This window comes from Sorangium sp. So ce1153, assembly GCF_051521595.1.
In the GTDB taxonomy this organism is placed as follows: domain Bacteria; phylum Myxococcota_A; class Polyangia; order Polyangiales; family Polyangiaceae; genus Sorangium.
Window position 1 is genome coordinate 13,235,047 of sequence record NZ_CP150361.1, and the last position, 17,695, is coordinate 13,252,741.

General features: G+C 68.3%; 15 protein-coding genes and 1 pseudogene. 3 read left to right on the top strand and 13 right to left on the bottom strand.

All coding sequences use genetic code 11. The annotated features are described in order from the left end of the window. Positions 1 to 50: 50 nt before the first annotated feature. The 3 genes from WME85_RS48240 to WME85_RS48250 form a co-directional block, all read right to left on the bottom strand. Positions 51 to 1,655 carry a protein kinase domain-containing protein gene (locus WME85_RS48240; RefSeq protein ID WP_437831712.1) on the bottom strand — a complete coding sequence of 535 codons (1,605 nt, stop codon included), beginning with the start codon at positions 1,653 to 1,655 and terminating at the stop codon, positions 51 to 53. A gap of 128 nt (positions 1,656 to 1,783) precedes the next feature. Then, entirely contained in the window at positions 1,784 to 3,859 is a 2,076-nt protein-coding gene (locus WME85_RS48245; RefSeq protein ID WP_437831715.1) for a catalase, read from the bottom strand. Between the two features lie 285 nt (positions 3,860 to 4,144). Then, the gene (locus WME85_RS48250) at positions 4,145 to 4,831 is read right to left on the bottom strand and encodes a DUF1826 domain-containing protein (RefSeq protein WP_437831717.1); all 687 of its coding nucleotides are present in this window, start codon (positions 4,829 to 4,831) and stop codon (positions 4,145 to 4,147) included. Between the two features lie 227 nt (positions 4,832 to 5,058). Here WME85_RS48250 and rpmG point away from each other — a divergent pair, with 227 nt between their 5' ends. Beyond that, complete coding sequence (gene rpmG / locus WME85_RS48255; protein ID WP_437831720.1) at positions 5,059 to 5,229, top strand: 50S ribosomal protein L33; 171 nt, start codon at positions 5,059 to 5,061, stop codon at positions 5,227 to 5,229. A gap of 165 nt (positions 5,230 to 5,394) precedes the next feature. Here the strand turns inward: rpmG and zigA are convergent, their stop codons facing one another. After that, positions 5,395 to 6,648: a zinc metallochaperone GTPase ZigA gene (gene zigA, locus WME85_RS48260; RefSeq protein WP_437831723.1), complete on the bottom strand. Its 1,254-nt coding sequence runs from the start codon at positions 6,646 to 6,648 to the stop codon at positions 5,395 to 5,397. A gap of 200 nt (positions 6,649 to 6,848) precedes the next feature. Beyond that, entirely contained in the window at positions 6,849 to 7,820 is a 972-nt protein-coding gene (locus WME85_RS48265; RefSeq protein WP_437842572.1) for a type I restriction enzyme endonuclease domain-containing protein, read from the bottom strand. A 200-nt stretch (positions 7,821 to 8,020) separates the two neighbouring features. On the opposite strand from WME85_RS48265, the gene WME85_RS48270 reads away from it, so the two are divergent. After that, a complete protein-coding gene (locus WME85_RS48270) occupies positions 8,021 to 9,337 on the top strand; it encodes an IS4 family transposase (protein WP_437308027.1) in 1,317 nt (438 codons plus the stop codon). Here the strand turns inward: WME85_RS48270 and WME85_RS48275 are convergent. From WME85_RS48275 to WME85_RS48305, 7 genes are all read right to left on the bottom strand, one after another. Continuing rightward, entirely contained in the window at positions 9,313 to 9,987 is a 675-nt protein-coding gene (locus WME85_RS48275) for a type I restriction enzyme subunit R domain-containing protein (RefSeq protein WP_437831726.1), read from the bottom strand. The genes WME85_RS48270 and WME85_RS48275 overlap by 25 nt on opposite strands. Beyond that, positions 9,984 to 10,748: a type I restriction endonuclease gene (locus tag WME85_RS48280; protein WP_437831728.1), complete on the bottom strand. Its 765-nt coding sequence runs from the start codon at positions 10,746 to 10,748 to the stop codon at positions 9,984 to 9,986. The genes WME85_RS48275 and WME85_RS48280 overlap by 4 nt, the downstream gene beginning before the upstream one ends. A 28-nt stretch (positions 10,749 to 10,776) precedes the next feature. Next, complete coding sequence (locus WME85_RS48285; protein ID WP_437831731.1) at positions 10,777 to 11,211, bottom strand: hypothetical protein; 435 nt, start codon at positions 11,209 to 11,211, stop codon at positions 10,777 to 10,779. Further along, complete coding sequence (locus WME85_RS48290; protein WP_437831734.1) at positions 11,198 to 11,884, bottom strand: DUF433 domain-containing protein; 687 nt, start codon at positions 11,882 to 11,884, stop codon at positions 11,198 to 11,200. The genes WME85_RS48285 and WME85_RS48290 overlap by 14 nt, the downstream gene beginning before the upstream one ends. Before the next feature lie 67 nt (positions 11,885 to 11,951). After that, positions 11,952 to 13,187 (bottom strand): restriction endonuclease subunit S, encoded by a 1,236-nt coding sequence (locus WME85_RS48295; protein ID WP_437831736.1) that lies wholly within the window; start codon positions 13,185 to 13,187, stop codon positions 11,952 to 11,954. Next, positions 13,187 to 14,731, bottom strand: a complete 1,545-nt coding sequence (locus tag WME85_RS48300; RefSeq protein WP_437831739.1) for a type I restriction-modification system subunit M — start codon at positions 14,729 to 14,731, stop codon at positions 13,187 to 13,189. Before WME85_RS48300 ends, WME85_RS48295 begins: the two co-directional genes overlap by 1 nt. A 351-nt stretch (positions 14,732 to 15,082) precedes the next feature. Then, on the bottom strand, positions 15,083 to 15,922 hold the full coding sequence (locus tag WME85_RS48305) for a class I SAM-dependent methyltransferase (RefSeq protein WP_437831741.1): 840 nt from the start codon (positions 15,920 to 15,922) through the stop codon (positions 15,083 to 15,085). Positions 15,923 to 16,298: 376 nt separating this feature from the next. Here WME85_RS48305 and WME85_RS48310 point away from each other — a divergent pair, with 376 nt between their 5' ends. Next, positions 16,299 to 17,195, top strand: coding sequence for a phytochelatin synthase family protein (locus WME85_RS48310; RefSeq protein WP_437842575.1), 897 nt, complete (start codon positions 16,299 to 16,301; stop codon positions 17,193 to 17,195). 222 nt (positions 17,196 to 17,417) lie between these two features. Here the strand turns inward: WME85_RS48310 and WME85_RS48315 are convergent. After that, positions 17,418 to 17,575, bottom strand: a pseudogene (locus tag WME85_RS48315) (DUF1326 domain-containing protein); the annotation flags it as partial. Positions 17,576 to 17,695: the final 120 nt, after the last annotated feature.

Below are 17,695 nucleotides of genomic sequence, written 5' to 3' on the forward strand. Positions count from 1 at the left end.
GCCCGTCCCCGCCCCGCGCGACGAGCACCCTCTCAGGGGGCCGGCCGTTACTACGAGACGCGCGTCACCCGCCGCAGCCCCACGACGAGCGCGACGAGCGCGATCAAGGTCGGCAGGGCGACCACGCCGACGCTGATCCACCCGAGCCAGTCGGCAGGCCCGAGCCACAGCGCGGGGATCGGCAGCGCGAACGCGTTGTAGGCGGCAGCGCCGAGCGCGAGGACGCCGCACGAGATGAACAGCCACATCATCGCGGCCCGGAGGCCCTTGCCGAGGCGCTCCATCGCCGGCGCGCTCCGCCAGCGGCCGACGAGGACCCGGATCGTGCCGATGAACGTGAAGAGCGAGAGCGCCCCCGCGACGCCCCCGGCGATGAGGATCTCCGTCTCGTCGAGCGCGCGCCGCTCGGTGATCCCGTAAACCATGCGGAGCACCATCGCGGCGCTGGTGAAGACGGCCGCGCCCGCGGCGAGGCTCACCGCGATGGACAGCAGCACCGCGACCGGACGGGCGCGCCGCGCCTTGCGCGTCACGTCGTCGGCGGGGTTCTGGCCCTGCGCGTTGGGGATGACGACGGTGGCGATCTCGTCGTTCGGGGCGCCCTCGGTCACCGCCGTGCTCAGGCCGTGCGAGCGCGCGGGCCCGAGCGGATCCTGCATGTCGAAGTCCGCGAGCTGGCGATCGAGCTCCTGGGCGGACGGCGGACGGTCCTCGCGCGTCCGGGCCATCGCGCGCTGGATGAGCGCCTCGAGCCCCTCCGGGATGGTCTTGTCGATGTCGCGGGGGCGCCGCGGATCCTCGGTGAGCAGGCGGATCATCGTCCGGGTCGGCTCCTCCTCGGGGAAGGGCCGCTCGCCCGTCAGCATGCGGTACAGCACGGCGCCGACAGCGTAGATGTCCGCGCGGGAGTCGACCTCGGCCGAGCCTCGCGCCTGCTCCGGGGCCATGTACTGCGGCGTGCCGACCACCGAGCCGGTGCGCGTGAGGTCGGCGCCGTCGAGCACCTTGGCGACCCCGAAATCGAGGATCTTCACGTGCATGCTGCCCCCCTCGCGCCGGACGAGGAACAGGTTCGACGGCTTGAGGTCCCGATGAACGACGCCTGTCGCGTGGGCCGCGGCCAGCCCACGGCAGACCTGGCGCGAGATGGTGATGGCGGTCGGGAGCGGCAGCTTGCCTACCTGATCGAGGAGGCTGCCGAGGTCCTCGCCCTTCAGCAGCTCGGTCACCATGCACGGGCGCCCGTCCTTGAGGCGCACGATGTCCACGACGTCGACCACGTGCTCGTTGCCGACGCGCGCGATCGTCTGGGCCTCGCGCTCGAAGCGCGCCATCGCCTCCCGGTGGCTGGCGAAGTGCTCGTGCGGCACCTTGACGGCGAAGCGCTTCGGCAGGCGGATGTGCTCGGCGACGTAGACGCGGCCCATGCCGCCCGAGCCGATCACGCCGGTGATGCAGAAGCTCCCCGCGAGCAGCTCGCCGACCATGGGGTCGGTCGCGGTCACGCCCTGGAGCTCCAGCGCGGTCGCGTCGATGGGGCAGACGAGGAAGTCGAGCGGGTACCGGACGCCGCACGCGGGGCAGCGCCGGGTGGGTCGCTCCGGGGGTGCCTGCCGCGCCTGGTCGGGGTCGGCGTGCCTGGCTAGCTCGGCCATCGCCCGGGAGTCTAGACGAGAAGCGAGTTCCCGGCGCGACGGATCGGCCGCGCCCGCTTCTGTCGCGGGTGACACCGGCGGCTCCGGCGGGCGCTGCGCCCGCTGGCGTCACGCGGCGCGGGCGGGGGTCACGCGGGGATGGCCTGTAGGTCGTCCCGTCCCCAGTGGCGGTGCTGTCGGATGGCGTCGATGAACGATTCCACGAAGGCCGAGCCGCCCGCGCTCGTGACGACGCCGGGCCGCGTCGCGTCGATGCCGCACGAGCGCAGGAGATCGACCCCCTCGCTCGTCGCGCCGATCGGCTTGCAGTGCCGGTAGGCTTCCAGGATGAAGTGGCGGGTGTCTCCCTGGGCGAGCAGCGCGGCGACGCTCGCCGCGCCGCCCGGCACGTAGACCGCGTCGTACTCGACCGACGAGGTCGTCAGCGCGCACTTGTCGACCTCGATCGCGTTGCCCTCGGCGGACTTCAGCGTGCCGAGGCGCCTGGAGATGACCTTCGACTGCGCGCCCTGAGCCAGGAGCGCCTGTTTCACGGCGGCGAGGTCGGCCGCGCTCACGCCGTCGGCGGCGAGGACCGCGACGCGGCGCGACTTGATCGACGTCCTGGGCGCGGTCTCCTGGCTGAGCGAGGGCGCGGGCTTCACCGCGTGCGCCTTTTGCGGCGGGGGCACGGGCAGGCCGAGCGCCTCGGCGACGCGGAGGGCGAGCTCGCCGTCGATCTGGGCGAACAGCTTCACCACGCGCTCGCGGATGTCCTTCCTCTCGACCTTGCCGAGCTCGAACTTGCACGCCTCGACGAGGTGGTTCCGCTCCGGCTCGGTCAGGCTCCGGAAGAACAGCGCCGCCTGGCTGAAGTGGTCCTTGAAGCTCTCGCTGCGGATCCTCAGCTTCTCGCCCTCGACGCGCTCGGGGTACGACGTGAAGCCCTGCTGCGTGCTGGCCAGGAAGGGGCAGCCGCCGCTGAGCGAGTTCGGGTGGTAGTTGGCCCGCCCCGCGTCGATCGTATGCCGGTGGAAGCCGTCCTGCTGGTGGTTGTGCACCGGCGCGAGCGGCCGGTTGATCGGTATCTCCGCGAAGTTCGGCCCGCCCAGGCGGGTGAGCTGGGTGTCGAGGTACGAGAAGAGCCGCGCCTGCATGAGCGGGTCGTTGGTGAAGTCGATCCCGGGAACCACGTTGGAGACACAGAAGGCGACCTGCTCCGTCTCCGCGAAGAAGTTGGTCGGGTTGCGGTGGAGGACGAGCTTGCCGATGCGCCTCACCGGGATGAGCTCCTCCGTGACGAGCTTCGTCGCGTCGAGGAGGTCGAAGCTCAGCGTCTCCGCCTGTTCTTCCTCGATGATCTGGACGCCGAGCTCGTACTCGGGGTAGTCGCCCATCTCGATGGCCTCCCAGAGGTCGCGGCGGTGGAAGTCCGGGTCCTTGCCCGCGAGCTTCTGCGCCTCGTCCCAGACGAGCGAGTGGACGCCGAGCAGCGGCTTCCAGTGGAACTTCACGAAGCGTGATTTCCCTTCCGCGTTGATGAGGCGGAAGGTGTGCACGCCGAAGCCCTCCATCATGCGGTAGCTCCGCGGCAGGGCGCGATCGGACATGACCCACATGAGCATGTGGGCTGTCTCCGGCACCAGCGACGCGAAGTCCCAGAACGAGTCGTGCGCCGAGGCGGCCTGCGGCATCTCGTGGTGCGGCTCCGGCTTGACCGCGTGGACCACGTCCGGGAACTTGATGCCGTCCTGAATGAAGAAGACGGGGATGTTGTTGCCGACGAGGTCGAAGTTCCCCTCCTGCGTGTAGAACTTCACGGCGAAGCCGCGCACGTCGCGCACCGTGTCCGCGGAGCCGCGCGAGCCCGCGACGGTGGAGAAGCGCACGAACACCGGTGTCTTGAGCGAAGGGTCCTGGAGGAACCTGGCCTTCGTGTACTTCGTCAGGGGCTCGTATACCTGGAAATAGCCGTGGGCGCCGGATCCGCGCGCGTGGACGACGCGCTCCGGGATCCGCTCGTGGTCGAAGCGGGTCAGTTTCTCGCGAAAGTGAAAGTCTTCGAGGAGCGTGGGACCGCGCGGGACCGGCTTCAACGAGTCGTCGGTATGGGCGATCGGGATCCCTTGATCGGTGGTGAGGTACGTGCCCTCGGGGTGGGACCGCTCGACCTCGAGCGCCTTTACCTTGTCGTCTTCGTCGCTTCCTGGATCACGGACACTCATGGGGCGAAACCATACGGGGTCCGTACGGGGCGACAATGAGGTGAATTGTCACAAGAAACACGGGTATGTGGCAGGAGATCTCAGCTTATGAGGTGTCGCCTGAGCGGGTGCGGGGATAGGACCTGGATCGTTCATGCAGCGGCTGACTCACTTCATGACGCGTCGAGACAGCGGGCAAGCGGCCGGATAACCATGAACAGACCTGGGACAGCCGCCGCTTTGATGCGCCACCCACAACTCGGGGACTGCGACCATTGCGGCGCTGTGCCGGGGATGGAGTAGCGCTCACGTCAGGGCGTCGAGCGTCAGGACGACGCGCGGCGAGGTCCCGGGCGGCGACCGGTGCACTGCGCCGCGGTCCCGATTGCCTGGCCAGGCCTCGCCCTTGAGCAGCCCGACGTCGAAGGGCGCCATCCGGCGGAGGCGCGCGCCGGCGCGCAGCACCCCCGAGACCTCGTCGGGGACGCCGTTCGCGCGGTGTCCGAGCCGGTCCCGCCGGACGGCCGCGTGCTCAGCCCACTCCGTCCCGGGGCCGACATACGTGGTCACCAGGCGGACGGTCACCATGTCCGCGTGGAGGCGAGGGCACATCGGCTTATCGAGGCGCGCGAGCCGTACGCCGACCCGCGGGCACCCCGTGAGATCCGCGAAGAGCGATATCAGGCCGCGCACGTCGTGAAGGAAGGCTTCACGGCCGGGCGAGCGCGGCGCTCCCGCGGCCAGCGGCGCGAGGTCGGGCGCGCCGGGATCGACGAGCAGCGTCTCGGAGAGCGGCTGCGGCAGGAGCTGCTCGCGCGCGAAGCCCTCCACGTCGGGGCCGATGCGTCGCCGCAGCACGCACACGCTCACCTCGGGTGAGGCGAGCTCGGCCAGGTCGGCGAGCTGCGTCACGAGCCGCGTCGAGCTGCCCAGCTCCGCGCGCGGAGATGCGAGATCTCCGGCAGCCTCAGCGATCGCTGTCGTCATCATCATCTGGTGTCCGTGCTCCGTGTGCGCCGCGGGCATGAGCCGCCATGCCGCGACGAAGCTCCATGGCTCATGATGCCACAGGCCGCCCCGTTGATGCAATCAAGTTGCATCAGAGGCCACGCCGGGATAGTGGTGCGGTGTCTGGCCTGCACGGCGCTCCGCTGCCGCGGAGCGTGGCCTACCGCCAAGCGTCGGCAAACGTCGACAAGGGCCGACAAGGAGGGCACCTCGTGCGCGATATCATCAAGCTCGTCTCGTCTGCTGGGACTGGTTACTGCTATTACACGACGAAGAACAAGCGGACGATGACGGAGAAAATGCAGATGCAGAAATACGATCCGCTCGCCCGCAAGCACGTGATCTTCACGGAAGGGAAGATCTCGAAGGGGGGCGGCAAGTAAGCGCGACGCTCGCCCTCTCCTGAGGAGCGCGGCGCGCCCGCGTGAGCGCGGGCGCGCGCTTCGCCGCGGCGACTGGCGCGCGACTGGCGCGCGACTGGCGCGCGACTGGCGCGCGACCGGCGCGCGACCGGCGCCGAAGATGGGCCCGTCGTCCTGCGGCGGGCCTCACGCCGGGAGGAGGGGCTGCGAGGTCTCGGGCTCGCTCTCGAGCTCTTCTGCTTCCTCCCACGTCGGGAAAGGATCGTTGAGCCGGCTCCAGCCGGAGGGCCCCACGGCCATCTCTTCCCGGGTGAGCGAGCAGGCGTCGAGGCCGCGTGTGAGCTCCTCTCTGGCCATGTCGACGCCGATGAAGACGATCTCTTGCCGCCTGTCGCCCCAGGCCGGATCCCACGCTGCGTCGAGCGCGGCGCGCTCCTCCTCGTCCTCCGGCCACTGCTCCTCGGGCAGGGCCGCGTACCAGCGTCCCGCCGCCTCGAACGAGGCCGCGCCGCCCGCCTGGGACCAGGCGCCGGTGATGTCCATGCGGGTCGCGAGCCAGAAGAACCCCTTCGAGCGGAGCACTCCATCCCAGGCGGTCGCGCCGTGGATGAAGTCCCAGAGCCGCTCCGGGTGCATCGGGCGCGCTGCGCGGTAGACGAAGCTCTCGATCCCGTACTCCTCGGTCTCGGGGACGTGCTCGCCGCGCAGCTCCCTCATCCAGCCGGGCGAGCGCGCCGCTTCCTCGAAGTCGAAGCGCCCCGTGCCGAGGATCTCGCGCGGATCGACCTGGCCGCGACAGGCCCTGATGACCCGGGCTCCGGGGTTCAGGTGCAGGAGCATCGCCGTGAGCCGCTCGACCTCGTCATCACCGACGAGGTCCGCCTTGTTGAGCACGAGCACGTTCGCGAACTCGACCTGCTCGACGAGCAGATCGGCGACCGTGCGCTCGTCGTCGCCGTCCAGCGCCGCCTTGCGCGCCCGGAGGTCGTCGGCGCTCGTCCAGTCCGAGAGGAACCGCTGCGCGTCGACGACGGTGACGAGCGTGTCGAGCCGGGCGACCTCGGAGAGGCTCTTGCCCGTCGCAGGGTCATCGAAGGTGAACGTCTCGGCCACGGGGAGAGGCTCCGAGATGCCCGTCGACTCGATGAGCAGGTAGTCGAAGCGCCCTTCCCCGGCCAGACGGGCGACCTCGACGAGAAGATCTTCCCGGAGCGTGCAGCAGATGCAGCCGTTCGACAGCTCGACGAGCTTCTCCTCGACGCGATGGAGCGCCGCGCCCCCGCCCCGGACGAGCGCGGCGTCGATGTTGACCTCGCTCATGTCGTTGACGATCACGGCGACGCGCAGCGCCTCGCGGTTCGCGAGGACGTGGTTGAGCAGCGTGGTCTTGCCGGCGCCCAGGAAGCCGGACAGCACGGTCACGGGGAGCTTTCGAGTCACGATGAGGCCTCTCTCGACAGCAGCTGCGAACTGACGCGGGGGAACGCGGGCGGACGACTTCCGCCGCGCCGCGCGCGGCCGAGCGCGGGCCGGGGACATGAGCCTTCGCGCCGGCAGCGCCAGCGTGCAAGCCATCCTAGAGCGACCCGAGTACAGTTGCAACAAGTTTGCAACTTCGGGCGCGTCCGGGGTGCAGCGCGTCAGATGCCGGGGGCGTCGGTGTACTTGCTCTTCCCGTCCCCCCAGTACGACTCGTAGACGTGCTCGTACACGGCCTCGACGAGTTTATCGTACATCTCGTCGCTATACGTCTCCTGGGGTAGCACCTCGAGCGCGCGCTTGATCGTCACTTTCACTGCCGCCCGCGCGCGCTGACTCTTCCGCCAGTCGATCACGAGCTTCGGCGCGACCTTCTTCGGCAGCTCGCGCGCGAGCTTCTTCACGACCTCATGCGCCTTCGTGTCGAGCTTCAGCTCTGGCGGGAGGAGAAGGTCGTGCAGCGCGAGCGCCTCCTGACTCAGCGCCTCGGCGCTGCTGCGTTGCTCCTCGGGCTCGACCTTGTTCTTCATGAACGCGAGCAGATCCTTGAAGAACTGCTCCGCGTTGCGCGCGCCGTCGTTGTACTCGGCGATGAGCTCCTCGAGCTGCGCGCGCAGGTTCCCGCGCGTCGGGTTCAGGCGGACGAGCGTGTCGACCCGCTGCCGTGCCGACACGGCCGCCGCCTCCGCGGCGCTGGCCTTGTGCTTCGTCATCGCGAAATACCGGGCGAGGGCGGCGAAGTCGATCCCGCCGAGGTGGACGCGGCCGCCGTACGGCGCCTCCGTGGGCTCGCGAATGGCGTACCCCTGCGCGTCGATCGACTCGTCGAGCAGGCGCTCGACGGCGTCCATGATCTTCGAGATGTCGACCGGCTGCTGGAGACCGCGGATGCCGCGCGCCAGGTCCGTGAGCACGCCCCAGTCGGAGGAGAGCTCGTTCTTCCGCTCATCGACGCCGAGCGCGCGGTAGAGGCGATCCACGCGGCCGGCGACGTCGAGGTAGCTCTTCTTCACCTCGGCCGGGTTGAGCAGCTTGTCCACGCCGTCTCGGAGGCGCTGGAGGCGCTCGAAGCCCCAATGCCGGTCAGTTAGGGAAAAACTCTGTAAGTCCTTGAGGTTACAGGCTCGGCAGATCCGGGAGGCGCTCTGCGGCCGGTGGTTTCATCACCGAGCGCGCCGCCGCGCGTGATCGTGCTGCGTTCCTTGTGAGCTCGGCAGCACCCGTCAAGGCCGGGCCGGTTGCGGCCGACCACGCCCTCGCCCAGGTGACGGACTTCGTCGGCGGACGATAGGCGCAACGGTAAAAGCGGTGCGGTCGCCGGAATAAGCTATCGATGGCTCTCCGCGATGCGCTGCTCACGGCCGCCGACTACATCGGCCCGGCCCAAGTCGACAACGTCTGCAAACACCTGCCGGTCGAATGGATCGAGCAGGCGCTTGCAGCGACAGGTACCGCTACCCTGCGGCGCAGGCGTCTGCCTGCCGAGCAGGTGATCTGGCTGGTGCTGGGCATGGCGCTGATGCGCGATCGTCCGATCGAGGAGGTCGTCACCAAGTTGGATCTCGCGCTTCCGGGCGCCAACGGCGCGATCGCGCGCAGCGCCATTCCCCAGGCGCGCGCAAGGCTGGGCGACGAGCCGATGCAGTGGCTGTTCGAGCGCAGCGCCCAGACGTGGTCGAAGGTCAGCGCCGAGGCGCATCGTTACCGCGGCCTGTCGCTGTACGGCATCGACGGCACCACGCTGCGCGTGGCCGACACGGCCGACAACCGCGACGAGTTCGGCGGCGCATCAAGCCCACGCGGTGACAGCGGCTACCCACAGGTGCGCCTGGTCTGCCTGATGGTGTTGAGGTCGCACCAGATCGCGGCCGCCAACTTCGGTCCATACTCAACTAGCGAGTCGAAGTATGCGTTACCCTTGCTGGACAGCATCCCTGACCGCTCGCTGACCATCGTGGACCGCGGGTTTTTCGGTGCCTTATTTCTCATTGGCCTGACAAGAAGAGGCAGCAAGCGACACTGGATGACCCGCGCCTGCTCTCACAACAAGTGGCGCGTGATCGACTCGTATGGTCGTGATGATGCGCTGGTGGAGATGGACGTCAGCGCCCAAGCGCGCCGCAAGGACTCCTCTCTGCCGCAAACATGGCGCATGCGCGCCGTCCGCTACCATCGACCCGGACATCAGCCCAGTACGCTGCTAACCTCCCTGCTCGATCCGGTCGCTTATCCTGCCCAGGAACTCGTCGCGCTCTACCACGAGCGCTGGGAACTGGAACTCTCCTACGACGAGCTGAAGACGGACCTGCTCGATCGGCGCGAGAGCATCCGCAGCAAGACGCCGATCACGGTGCGTCAGGAGATTTGGGGTCTACTGTTGGCTTACAATCTCGTCAGGCTGGAGATGGAACGCGTATCCGCAGAAGCGCGCCTTCCTCCGACGCGCATCAGCTTCCTCATGGCGCTGCGTCTCATCCGTGACGAGTGGCTTTGGTCGGTCGACTCCCGCCCCGGAGCCATCCCCGGCCACCTGAGCGCCCTGCGTCGGGATCTTAAGCGCTTTATCCTGCCCTCACGGCGCGCTGAACGCACGTACCCCCGTGCCGTGAAGGTCAAGATGAGCAACTACGCGCGAAAGAGGCCCCTCTGAACGACGCGGCCCTTAACTGACCGGCATTGCTCGAAGCCCTTCTTGTCCTTCGCGCCGTCGACGTCGACGCCGCGCTCGGCGCAGAACTTCTTCGACGCCGCAATCGTGGCGCGGAGCTCCTCGAGCTGCACCTCCTTCAGTTGCACGGGGGTGTCCCCCGCCCCGACGTTGCCGCCCGAGCCGGAGCCGTAGATCGCCAGCGCCTTCTGGAGGTTCCGGAAGACGCCGACGTAGTCGACGATGAGCCCGTTCTCCTTTCCCTCGTAGACGCGGTTCGCTCGCGCGATCGTCTGCATGAGGGTGTGGTTCTTCATCGGCTTGTCGAGGTAGATGGCGCCGCAGCTCGGGACGTCGAACCCCGTTATCCACATCGCGCAGACGAACACGACCCTGAGCGCGTCTTTGTCGTCCTTGAACCTGGTGTCGAGGTCCTCCTTGATCATCCGCCGGCGGTGCGGCGCGATGTCGAGGCCCTTCTTCTTGAACGTCTCGACCTCATTCTGGGATTGCGAGACGACGACGGCCATGTCGCTCTCGTCCATGAATGCGACCGTATCGATGATCTCTTGCCGGCTCTTGTGGTCGTAGCGAGATGTGGTGCCGAGCTCCGCCTGGAGCTCGGCCCGACGCTTCGTCCATGCCGCCTTCACCTTGGCGTGAAGTTCTCGACGATGTCGCAGAACCGCGCCTTGTCGCAGACGCCGCGCAGCACCGCCTCCAGGCTGACGCGCGGCGGCTCGTCCTCTCGCTCGATGCGCTTCCACTCCTTGAAGTGGTCCCACTCGCCCGTGATCGTTCCGACACGGCTCTCGAAGCCGTTCGAGAGGATGACGAGCGCGTTGAACCAGAAGAGCTGGGGGATGGCGACGAGGTAGTCGCGGAAGTTCTGCCGGTAAGCGTTCTCGACGTTGCTGTGCAGTCCCTTCAGCTCGATGAAGACGAGCGGCAGGCCGTTCACGAAGCCGACGAGATCGGCGCGGCGCTTGTATGTCTCCCCCTGGATCGTGAGTTGTTGGGCGACGAAGTAGTCGTTGTGCCGAGGCTCGTCCCAGTCGATGACGCGGACGCGCAGGGTGGCCTCGTCTTCGTCCTCCGCCCCGGCGACACGGACGTCGACGCCGTCCTTCAGCAGCTGGTAGATCTCGCGGTTCGCCTGCCCGAGGCTCATCGCCGACCGGTCGCGCGTGAGCTCCTCGATGGCCTGGTCGATCGCCTCCGGGGGCGCGCCTCGGTTGAGCTGCGCGAGCGCTGCGCGGAGGCGACGGACGAGGACGACGTCGCCGCGGTTGTCGCGGCCGAGGGTGCCGTGATCGCCGAGCACCTCCTCCATCACGTTCGCGGTCGCCCAGCCCATCGCCTTGAAGAGGTCGAGGGCCGCCTGCTCGATGTCGCTCTCCAGCGTTGCGTTCACCGAGACGATTGTGTCACGATTTTTTGAGCTACTTGAGCTCCTTCGGCGGCTTCAGCCACTCGCCGTCGGCCAGCAGGACGCGCAGGCTCCTGCCGCTGCTCAGGCTCGCCGCGAGGGGGAGCGCGAAGCGCCGCAGGACGCGCTGGATGAGCGGCAACACGTCGACGAAGACCTGCGCCATCGACGTCGCCGTCAGATCGCCGCGTCCGAGCATGATGCACGCGACGTTCGCGCGGATCAACGCGATGCGTTCGAGCGCGTTCACGCGGATGTTCTTGTCCTTGGTCAGGACGACCCAGCCGCGCCAGCCGACCTCGACGAGCCACTCGGCGTCGGGGGTGTTCTGCGCGAAGTGATCATCGTGGGCGTGGACTTCGAGCTTCGCGGCTCGCAGCGCTTCGACGACGAGCCCGCGGCCGAGCGACCGGTCGACGAAGTAGGTGAACGGCTCACGCAGCTTCACGCGTCTCGCACCGGATCGCGTCCTCGATCTTCTCGATCTCGACGCCGTAGTCCTTCGCGAGGAGCCGCACGGACTCGCCGGCCCGGTAGCGCTCGGTGACGATGCGTGCCTCGATCCCGGTGCCGGCGATCACCGGCTGGCCGAAGCCGCGCCTCGGGTCGACCACGATCGTCTTCGGCTGGCTGGTGATCCCCGAGCTTCGGACCCAGGGATAGAGCCGCGCGGCGAGGTCCCCCTCCCAGTCGATGCGCGCGAGGCTCGCGTCCAGGACCTCCCGGAGTACGGCCTGGCCCTCGGCGGAGACGTTCAGCAGCCGGTCGGCGTGCTGGACGAACAGGTTGGCCCCGTCCGTCCGGAAGCTCGCGTGGACGAGCGGCCGGGCGTACCCGAGCTCGTCCCCGACGAACCGCAGGGCCTTGCGGACGCGCTGCATGGAAACGCCGTGCACCCGTCGCATCGAGGCGAGCACGAAGGCTTCGATCAAGTTGGAGAACGAGAGCGCGAGGGGGGCGCGCTCGGCGGGCTTGAAGAGCGCCTTGTGCTGGCCGTCGCCCGAGGCCCAGAGGCGCAGGGTGGACGGCGACAGGCGGACGATCCGCGCGGCACGCGGGACCGGGTACGCCGGGAGCTCCTCCGGGGCGCGGCCGTCGTAGATGTCCAGCTTTGGCGCCATGGGGCTCGACTCTACCACAAGCATAGCGGCAGGCGCGCGGCTCGATCGCTCGCCGGGGTGCGGGTGATCACGCGCCGGGGGCTTCGAGGCGGCTCACGTCGATCTCACCGGAGATGAGGCGGGGGAGCAAAAGATTGCGTTGTTGGCCCAGTACTCGGTTCTTCTCGACGAGCACGTCGATCAACTCGTCGTTAGCGTCGGCGCTGCGCGTGACTTTCTTCTGGAGCTTCGGCGGCGGCACGCGGACCGCCACGTCCCGGAGAATCGACGTGTTCAGGTTGGGCATCGTCGCGCCTACAGCCCTGCCTGCGATGAGAGCGACGACCTCCGGCTTGCCCAGGTACTGGTGCAGATACCGCGAGCGAAGCGGACCACCCGGCAGCGAGATCCTCAGGCATCCGGTTCCACAAAGCCACCCAGCTTGACGCTTGCGGATGAAAGCTCGTCGGCCAATATCTCCACGGCGTCCGTACACGATGTCGCCCTCCGAGAGCTTGTGCTGAGCGAGCTTCTGCACGAGAACGTCTGGGATGCGAGCGATCTCGGCCGTATCAATCCGGCCGTCGATCAAGTTCTTCGGCATGACGACCGGCACCCCCTCGGGCGTGTAGTCCGACTCGTGGAGCTGGCTACCGAACGGACCTGTTCGGATCATCCCACCAGCCGCATCGGCGATCTCACCCATCTTTAGTATGTGGGCTTCGCGGGTGGCCTCAGCTTCGACCGATGCGAATACGAGCTCGGTCTGTTGCTGGAGCAGCCGGATGCGCTTCGTGTTGTTCTCGATGAGGTCGTCGTAGGCGGAGACGATGTCGGCTATGCGGCGTTGCAATGTAACGGATGGAACAACGAATTCGAATCGGAGCAACTTATCGAGGCTTAGGTTGTCCTGTGTCGTGCCGTGAGATACTGCTTGGAACCGAAACTTGAACGTATCGATGTAGTACTTGATGAATCGGGTATCAGCCTTCTTGGGGTCGGCAACAAAACCGACAACACTGTCTGGGAAGCACGCCCTCATCCCCAGGACAGCTGTATCGGCAATGTTCGCTGCGATGGTGATACATAGTGTTCCGGCATCCCACAGCTTGCTCTGGGCGAGGCCGAACTCACTATATGCCTGCTCGTAGTTGGTCAGGTAAAGGTTGGCTTTTTTCACATCACCAGTTTGGACGAACGGATACGGACCGCCGAATAGGCGCGCATCGTCACGGGGGCGGTGCTTCGACTTGCCTCGCCCGACCGAGCCGAGTTCGTCGAGTTTGTGCGCCACCCAGCCGGCAGACGTTCGTTTGGCCATCATTACGCCTCCAGCACCGCCGCAACGTTCTCGGCTATCTTCGTCTCAAGCTCGCGTGCCTCTCCGTTCAGCCGTTCAAGCTCTTCGTTCAGCTCTTCGAGCCGCTCCTTGAAGTCAAAATCTTCGGAGGCACGATCGGCGACGCCGACATAGCGGCCCGGGTTCAGGCTGAAGCCCTGCGCCTCGATCTCGTCAAGCGTCGCCACCTTGCACAACCCCGGCACGTCGACGTACTTCCCCTTCGGGAAGCTCTCCTTCACGAGCTTGCTGCTCCCGTGCAGATTCTCCGGCTTCTCGCCCCGGTAGAGCCGCACGACGTTCGCGAGGTACTCGATCTGCTCGGCCGTGAACTCTCGGTGGGCGCGGTCCACCTGCCGGTAGACGTGCCGCGCATCGATGAAGAGCACCTTGTCCTTGCGCGGTCCCTTCGCCTTCCCCTTGTCGAGGAACCAGAGCGTCACGGGCAGGGTGACCGTGTAGAAGAAGTTCGAGCTCAGCGTGACCATCACGTCGACCGCGCCCGTCTGGATCAGCTTCCGCCGGAGCTCGAGCTCGCTGCCCCGCGCGTCGCTCGCGCTGTTCGCCATCACGAACCCGGCGCGCCCCGTGGCGCTGAGGGCGCTGTAAAAGAGCTGGATCCAGAGATAGTTGGCGCTGTCGACCGAGGGCATCCCGAACGGGAACCGCTTCTTGTCGTCCTTGAGCCGCTCCCGGTCGACCGCGTTCTGGTTGAACGGCGGATTCGCCATCACATAGTCGAACTTGCCGACCTGCTCGTGGATGTCCTCGTAGTAGGTGTTCGCCTCGCGGATGTCGCCCGAGAGGCCGTGCACGGCGAGGTTCATCTTCGCGAGCCGGAGGGTCTGCGCGATCTTCTCGACCCCGTAGACCGCGATCTCGTCCGACGGCCGCTTCTGGTGCTCGGCAATGAAGTTCGCGCTCTGCACGAACATGCCGCCGGAGCCGCAGCAAGGGTCGTAGATCCTCCCGTGGTACGGCTCGATGACCTCGACGATCAGGCGCACCACCGAGTAGGGCGTGAAGTACTCGCCGCCCTTCTGCAGCGTGCGCGGCGCGAAGTTGCCGAGGAAGTACTCGTAGATGCGCCCGAAGACGTCACCCTCCACGTTCTCCGGGATGGTGCCGAAGATCTTGAGCAGCTCCTTCAGCGTCTTCGCGTCGAAGCGGCCGTAGGTCTTCGGCAGGACGTCCTTGAGATCCTCGTTCTCCGCCTCGATGGCCTTCATCGCCTCGTTGAGCGCCTTGCCGATGTCGGCCCCCTCGGGGAGCTGGAGCAGGCGGCCGAAGCGGGCCTTCTCCGGGACGAAGAGGACGCCCTCGGCGTGGTAGTCGTCCTTGCTGACGCCGCCGCGGCGACGGGGCGAGGCGAGCCTCTTCTCGGCCTCGGCGAAGCGGTGGTCGGCGTACTTCAGGAAGATCAGCGCGAGGACCGGCGTCGCGTACTCGGACGGCTGGAGGGCGGAGTTGGTCCAGAGCTGGTCGGCAGCGGCCCAGAGGCGCTTCTCGAAGTCGGCGGGGAGAGGCATCGGACAGCCTTTCTACCCGAAGACGAGGGCCGGGTGTCTCGCCTCGATCGATCCGCGATGGTGGACCCGCCGGGATCGCTCGATCCGCGTGAGTCCGAACGCGAGGGGGCCCCTTGGCCGGCAGTGCCCCTGCAGATTCGCCGCTCGTGAGCCGAAGGGGACAGGCAGACGGAAGGGTCACCCGGAACGTCGGAAGCCCGGCGACGCGTGGGTCCCCCGGATGGAAGCTCGTCGCCGGCCTCACCGACGGCATCAACGCCGCCGCGCTCCACGGGGCTCTCTGAGCGGCCCGGGCGGGGTTGCGCCCCGCGCGCTGCGTCGTCCCGAGGCCGAGAGAGCCAGGCGCCCTCCTCAGCGCTCCGCGTCGCCCTCAGGAGGCTTCCTGGCGATCGCGTACAGCGCGTTGGTCTCGGCGGTGAGGGCGCTCTGCGCGCGGAGCGGGGCAAGGGTGTCGCGCTTGACGGCCTCCTGCGTGCCGGGATCGAGCTTGTCGATCGTGCCGCGATAGCCCGACCCGAGGGCGATGACCCACCAGTCGTCTGGCGAGGTGAGCGGCTGTCGGGAGCGTTCGGCGTCGACGGTGCAGGTCGCAACGCCGGCTTCTGCGAGCATGGTGCGGAGGGTGTCCGGGGTGTCGATGCGCTCCCACGGACGGAAGGTCTTGTAGACGTCAGGGCGGTGGGCACGGATCGCGTCCCAGAAGGCGGTGTTGCCGGGCTCGAGCACGTCTTTGCCCCAGGTGGTGATCGCGAGCGCGCCGCCGGGTTTGAGCCATCGCCAGAGCCGGCGCACGGCGGCGGGCATGTCAGGCATGAAGAAGATGCCGAAGACGCAGACGATGGCGTCGAAGCTTCCAGGCGGCAGGTCGAGCCCCTCGACATCGGCGCAGCGGAAGTCGATGTTCGACAGCCCCAGCGCGCGGGCCTTGGCGCGCCCGTGGTCGAGCAACGCATCGGCGAGATCCACGGCGAGCACCGAGCCCGCGGGCCCGACGGCCCGGGCGGCGGGGATGGCGGACGAGCCGGTGCCGCAGCAGACGTCGAGGACGCGGTGGCCGGGCTCGAGGCGGGCGCGCTCGACGGTGCGCTCCCCGATGCGGGCCCAGAACGCGAGCGGCGGATCGTCGAAGTGATCCGCGGCGGCGGAATAGGTGACGGCGGTGCGTGCCTTGTCGGGATCGAGCTGGTTCATGGCGTCCCCTGGGGTCTGGAGGCTCGGAGGGAGCGCGCGGACGCGCTCCTCGATGGCCGGCTCACGGTCGCGAGGCCGGCTCGCAGCCGAGCAGACGCATCCCCCGGCCCGGCATTACAGCTGCCCTCGGCGCGGCGCTCACGGTCAGCGGCGCGTGTCACATGCATTCACCCCGGATGGCGCCGGTCGCCAGGACGTTGACGCCCGCGCAGCCGTGCTGCTCGCTTCCGCTCGCGCGGAGGTGGTCGGTCGCGGGTTCTCCCGGCGCCGGCGTTTCGCAAACGGGTCTCGCGCGCCGCGCGGGCCGCGCGGGCCGCGCGCGGCAAGGGGGCACTCTGCTACGCTGCGCTGGACCATGGATCGCGTCCCCTCCGCCATGCCCTCGTATCACAAGCGCCCCCTACCACCGGGCTGCATCGCGTTCTCCTCCGAGGAGGGACGCGCGGTCTTTCGCCAAGCGCTCACCCTGGGGACGATGGAGAGTTTCTTCCCTCTCATCGAGCAGTTCCACACCCAGGCTGAGCCTGCCTTCTGCGGCCTGGGGACGCTGGTCATGGTCCTCAACGCGCTGGAGATCGATCCGGGGCGCGCCTGGAAGGGACCCTGGCGCTGGTTCTCGGAGGAGCAACTCGACTGTTGTCGCTCCCTCGACGACGTCGCTCGCGACGGGATCACGCTGACGCAGTTTGCGTGCCTGGCCCGGTGCAACGGCGCCCGGGCCGACGTGAGCTTCGCGGAGGCCTCCTCGCTGGAGGCGCTCCGCGCCGCGGTTCGAGAAGCCACCTCGCGCGCCGACGACAACCACGTGGTCGTCGCCTATGACCGCCGGACGCTGGGCCAGACCGGGAGCGGCCACTTCTCGCCGGTCGGTGGAATGCACCCGGACCGGGACCTCGTGCTCCTGCTCGACGTGGCGCGTTTCAAATACCCGCCTCACTGGGTCCCGCTCGAAGCGCTCCATCGCGCCATGTTCCCTGTCGACCCCACCTCCGGGCGGTCCCGCGGGTTCGTGACGATCCGGCGCGAGCACGCGGTGGCGCCCGTGGCGGCGCTGCACGAGGCCAACTGGGCCGAGGTCGAGCGCCTTCTCCGCGATCTCGACGGCACCGACGTTCTGGTGCTGACCGGCTGCCTGCGCGAGGGAGCCTCCAGCGTGCCGCCGCAGCTGCTCGAGCTGCTGCGCCGCCCCGACCTGCCCGAGGCGCTCAAGCAGCACCTGGCGCGGTTGCGCGCCCAGGTGGCGGCTCTCGACACGCGCACGCCGCCGCTGTAGCAGCCATCGAGCTGGCCGTGGCCGTGCTCGTCAACGTGCGTGCGCTGTGCTCGGCTCCTTCGGCCGGCCGGCGCGCGAGCGCCGGCGCAGCCGCACGGCGGTGAGCCCCCCCGGAGCAAGAGGAGCCACGGTGGCGCGCTCTGGCCAGTCGGCGCCATGCGGCAGCCGCCCCTCCGCCTGGCAGGCCGCCGCCATTGCCGCTCGATGCGGAGGAGCGGACCGTCACTCCGGACGCCAGTCAACGGGAAGTGCTTTCTGGAACCGCCCTTGTGCGCGCGGGAGAAGTCGAAGCCGATGGCGAGGTCGTCCTCGACCACGCCCCAGGTGGCCGCCTGGCCGGGGCCGACCTCGGCGCCGGGGGCATTGGTTGCCGAGGCGCGTGGCGTGGCCCAGCACGACCTGCAGCGCGGGCGCACGCTTTGCGCCGCAGAGGACGGGCTCTCCTGCCTGCGCCGCGCCTGCATCGGCCGGCACGAGCCGTGCAGAAGCAACCAGCGCAC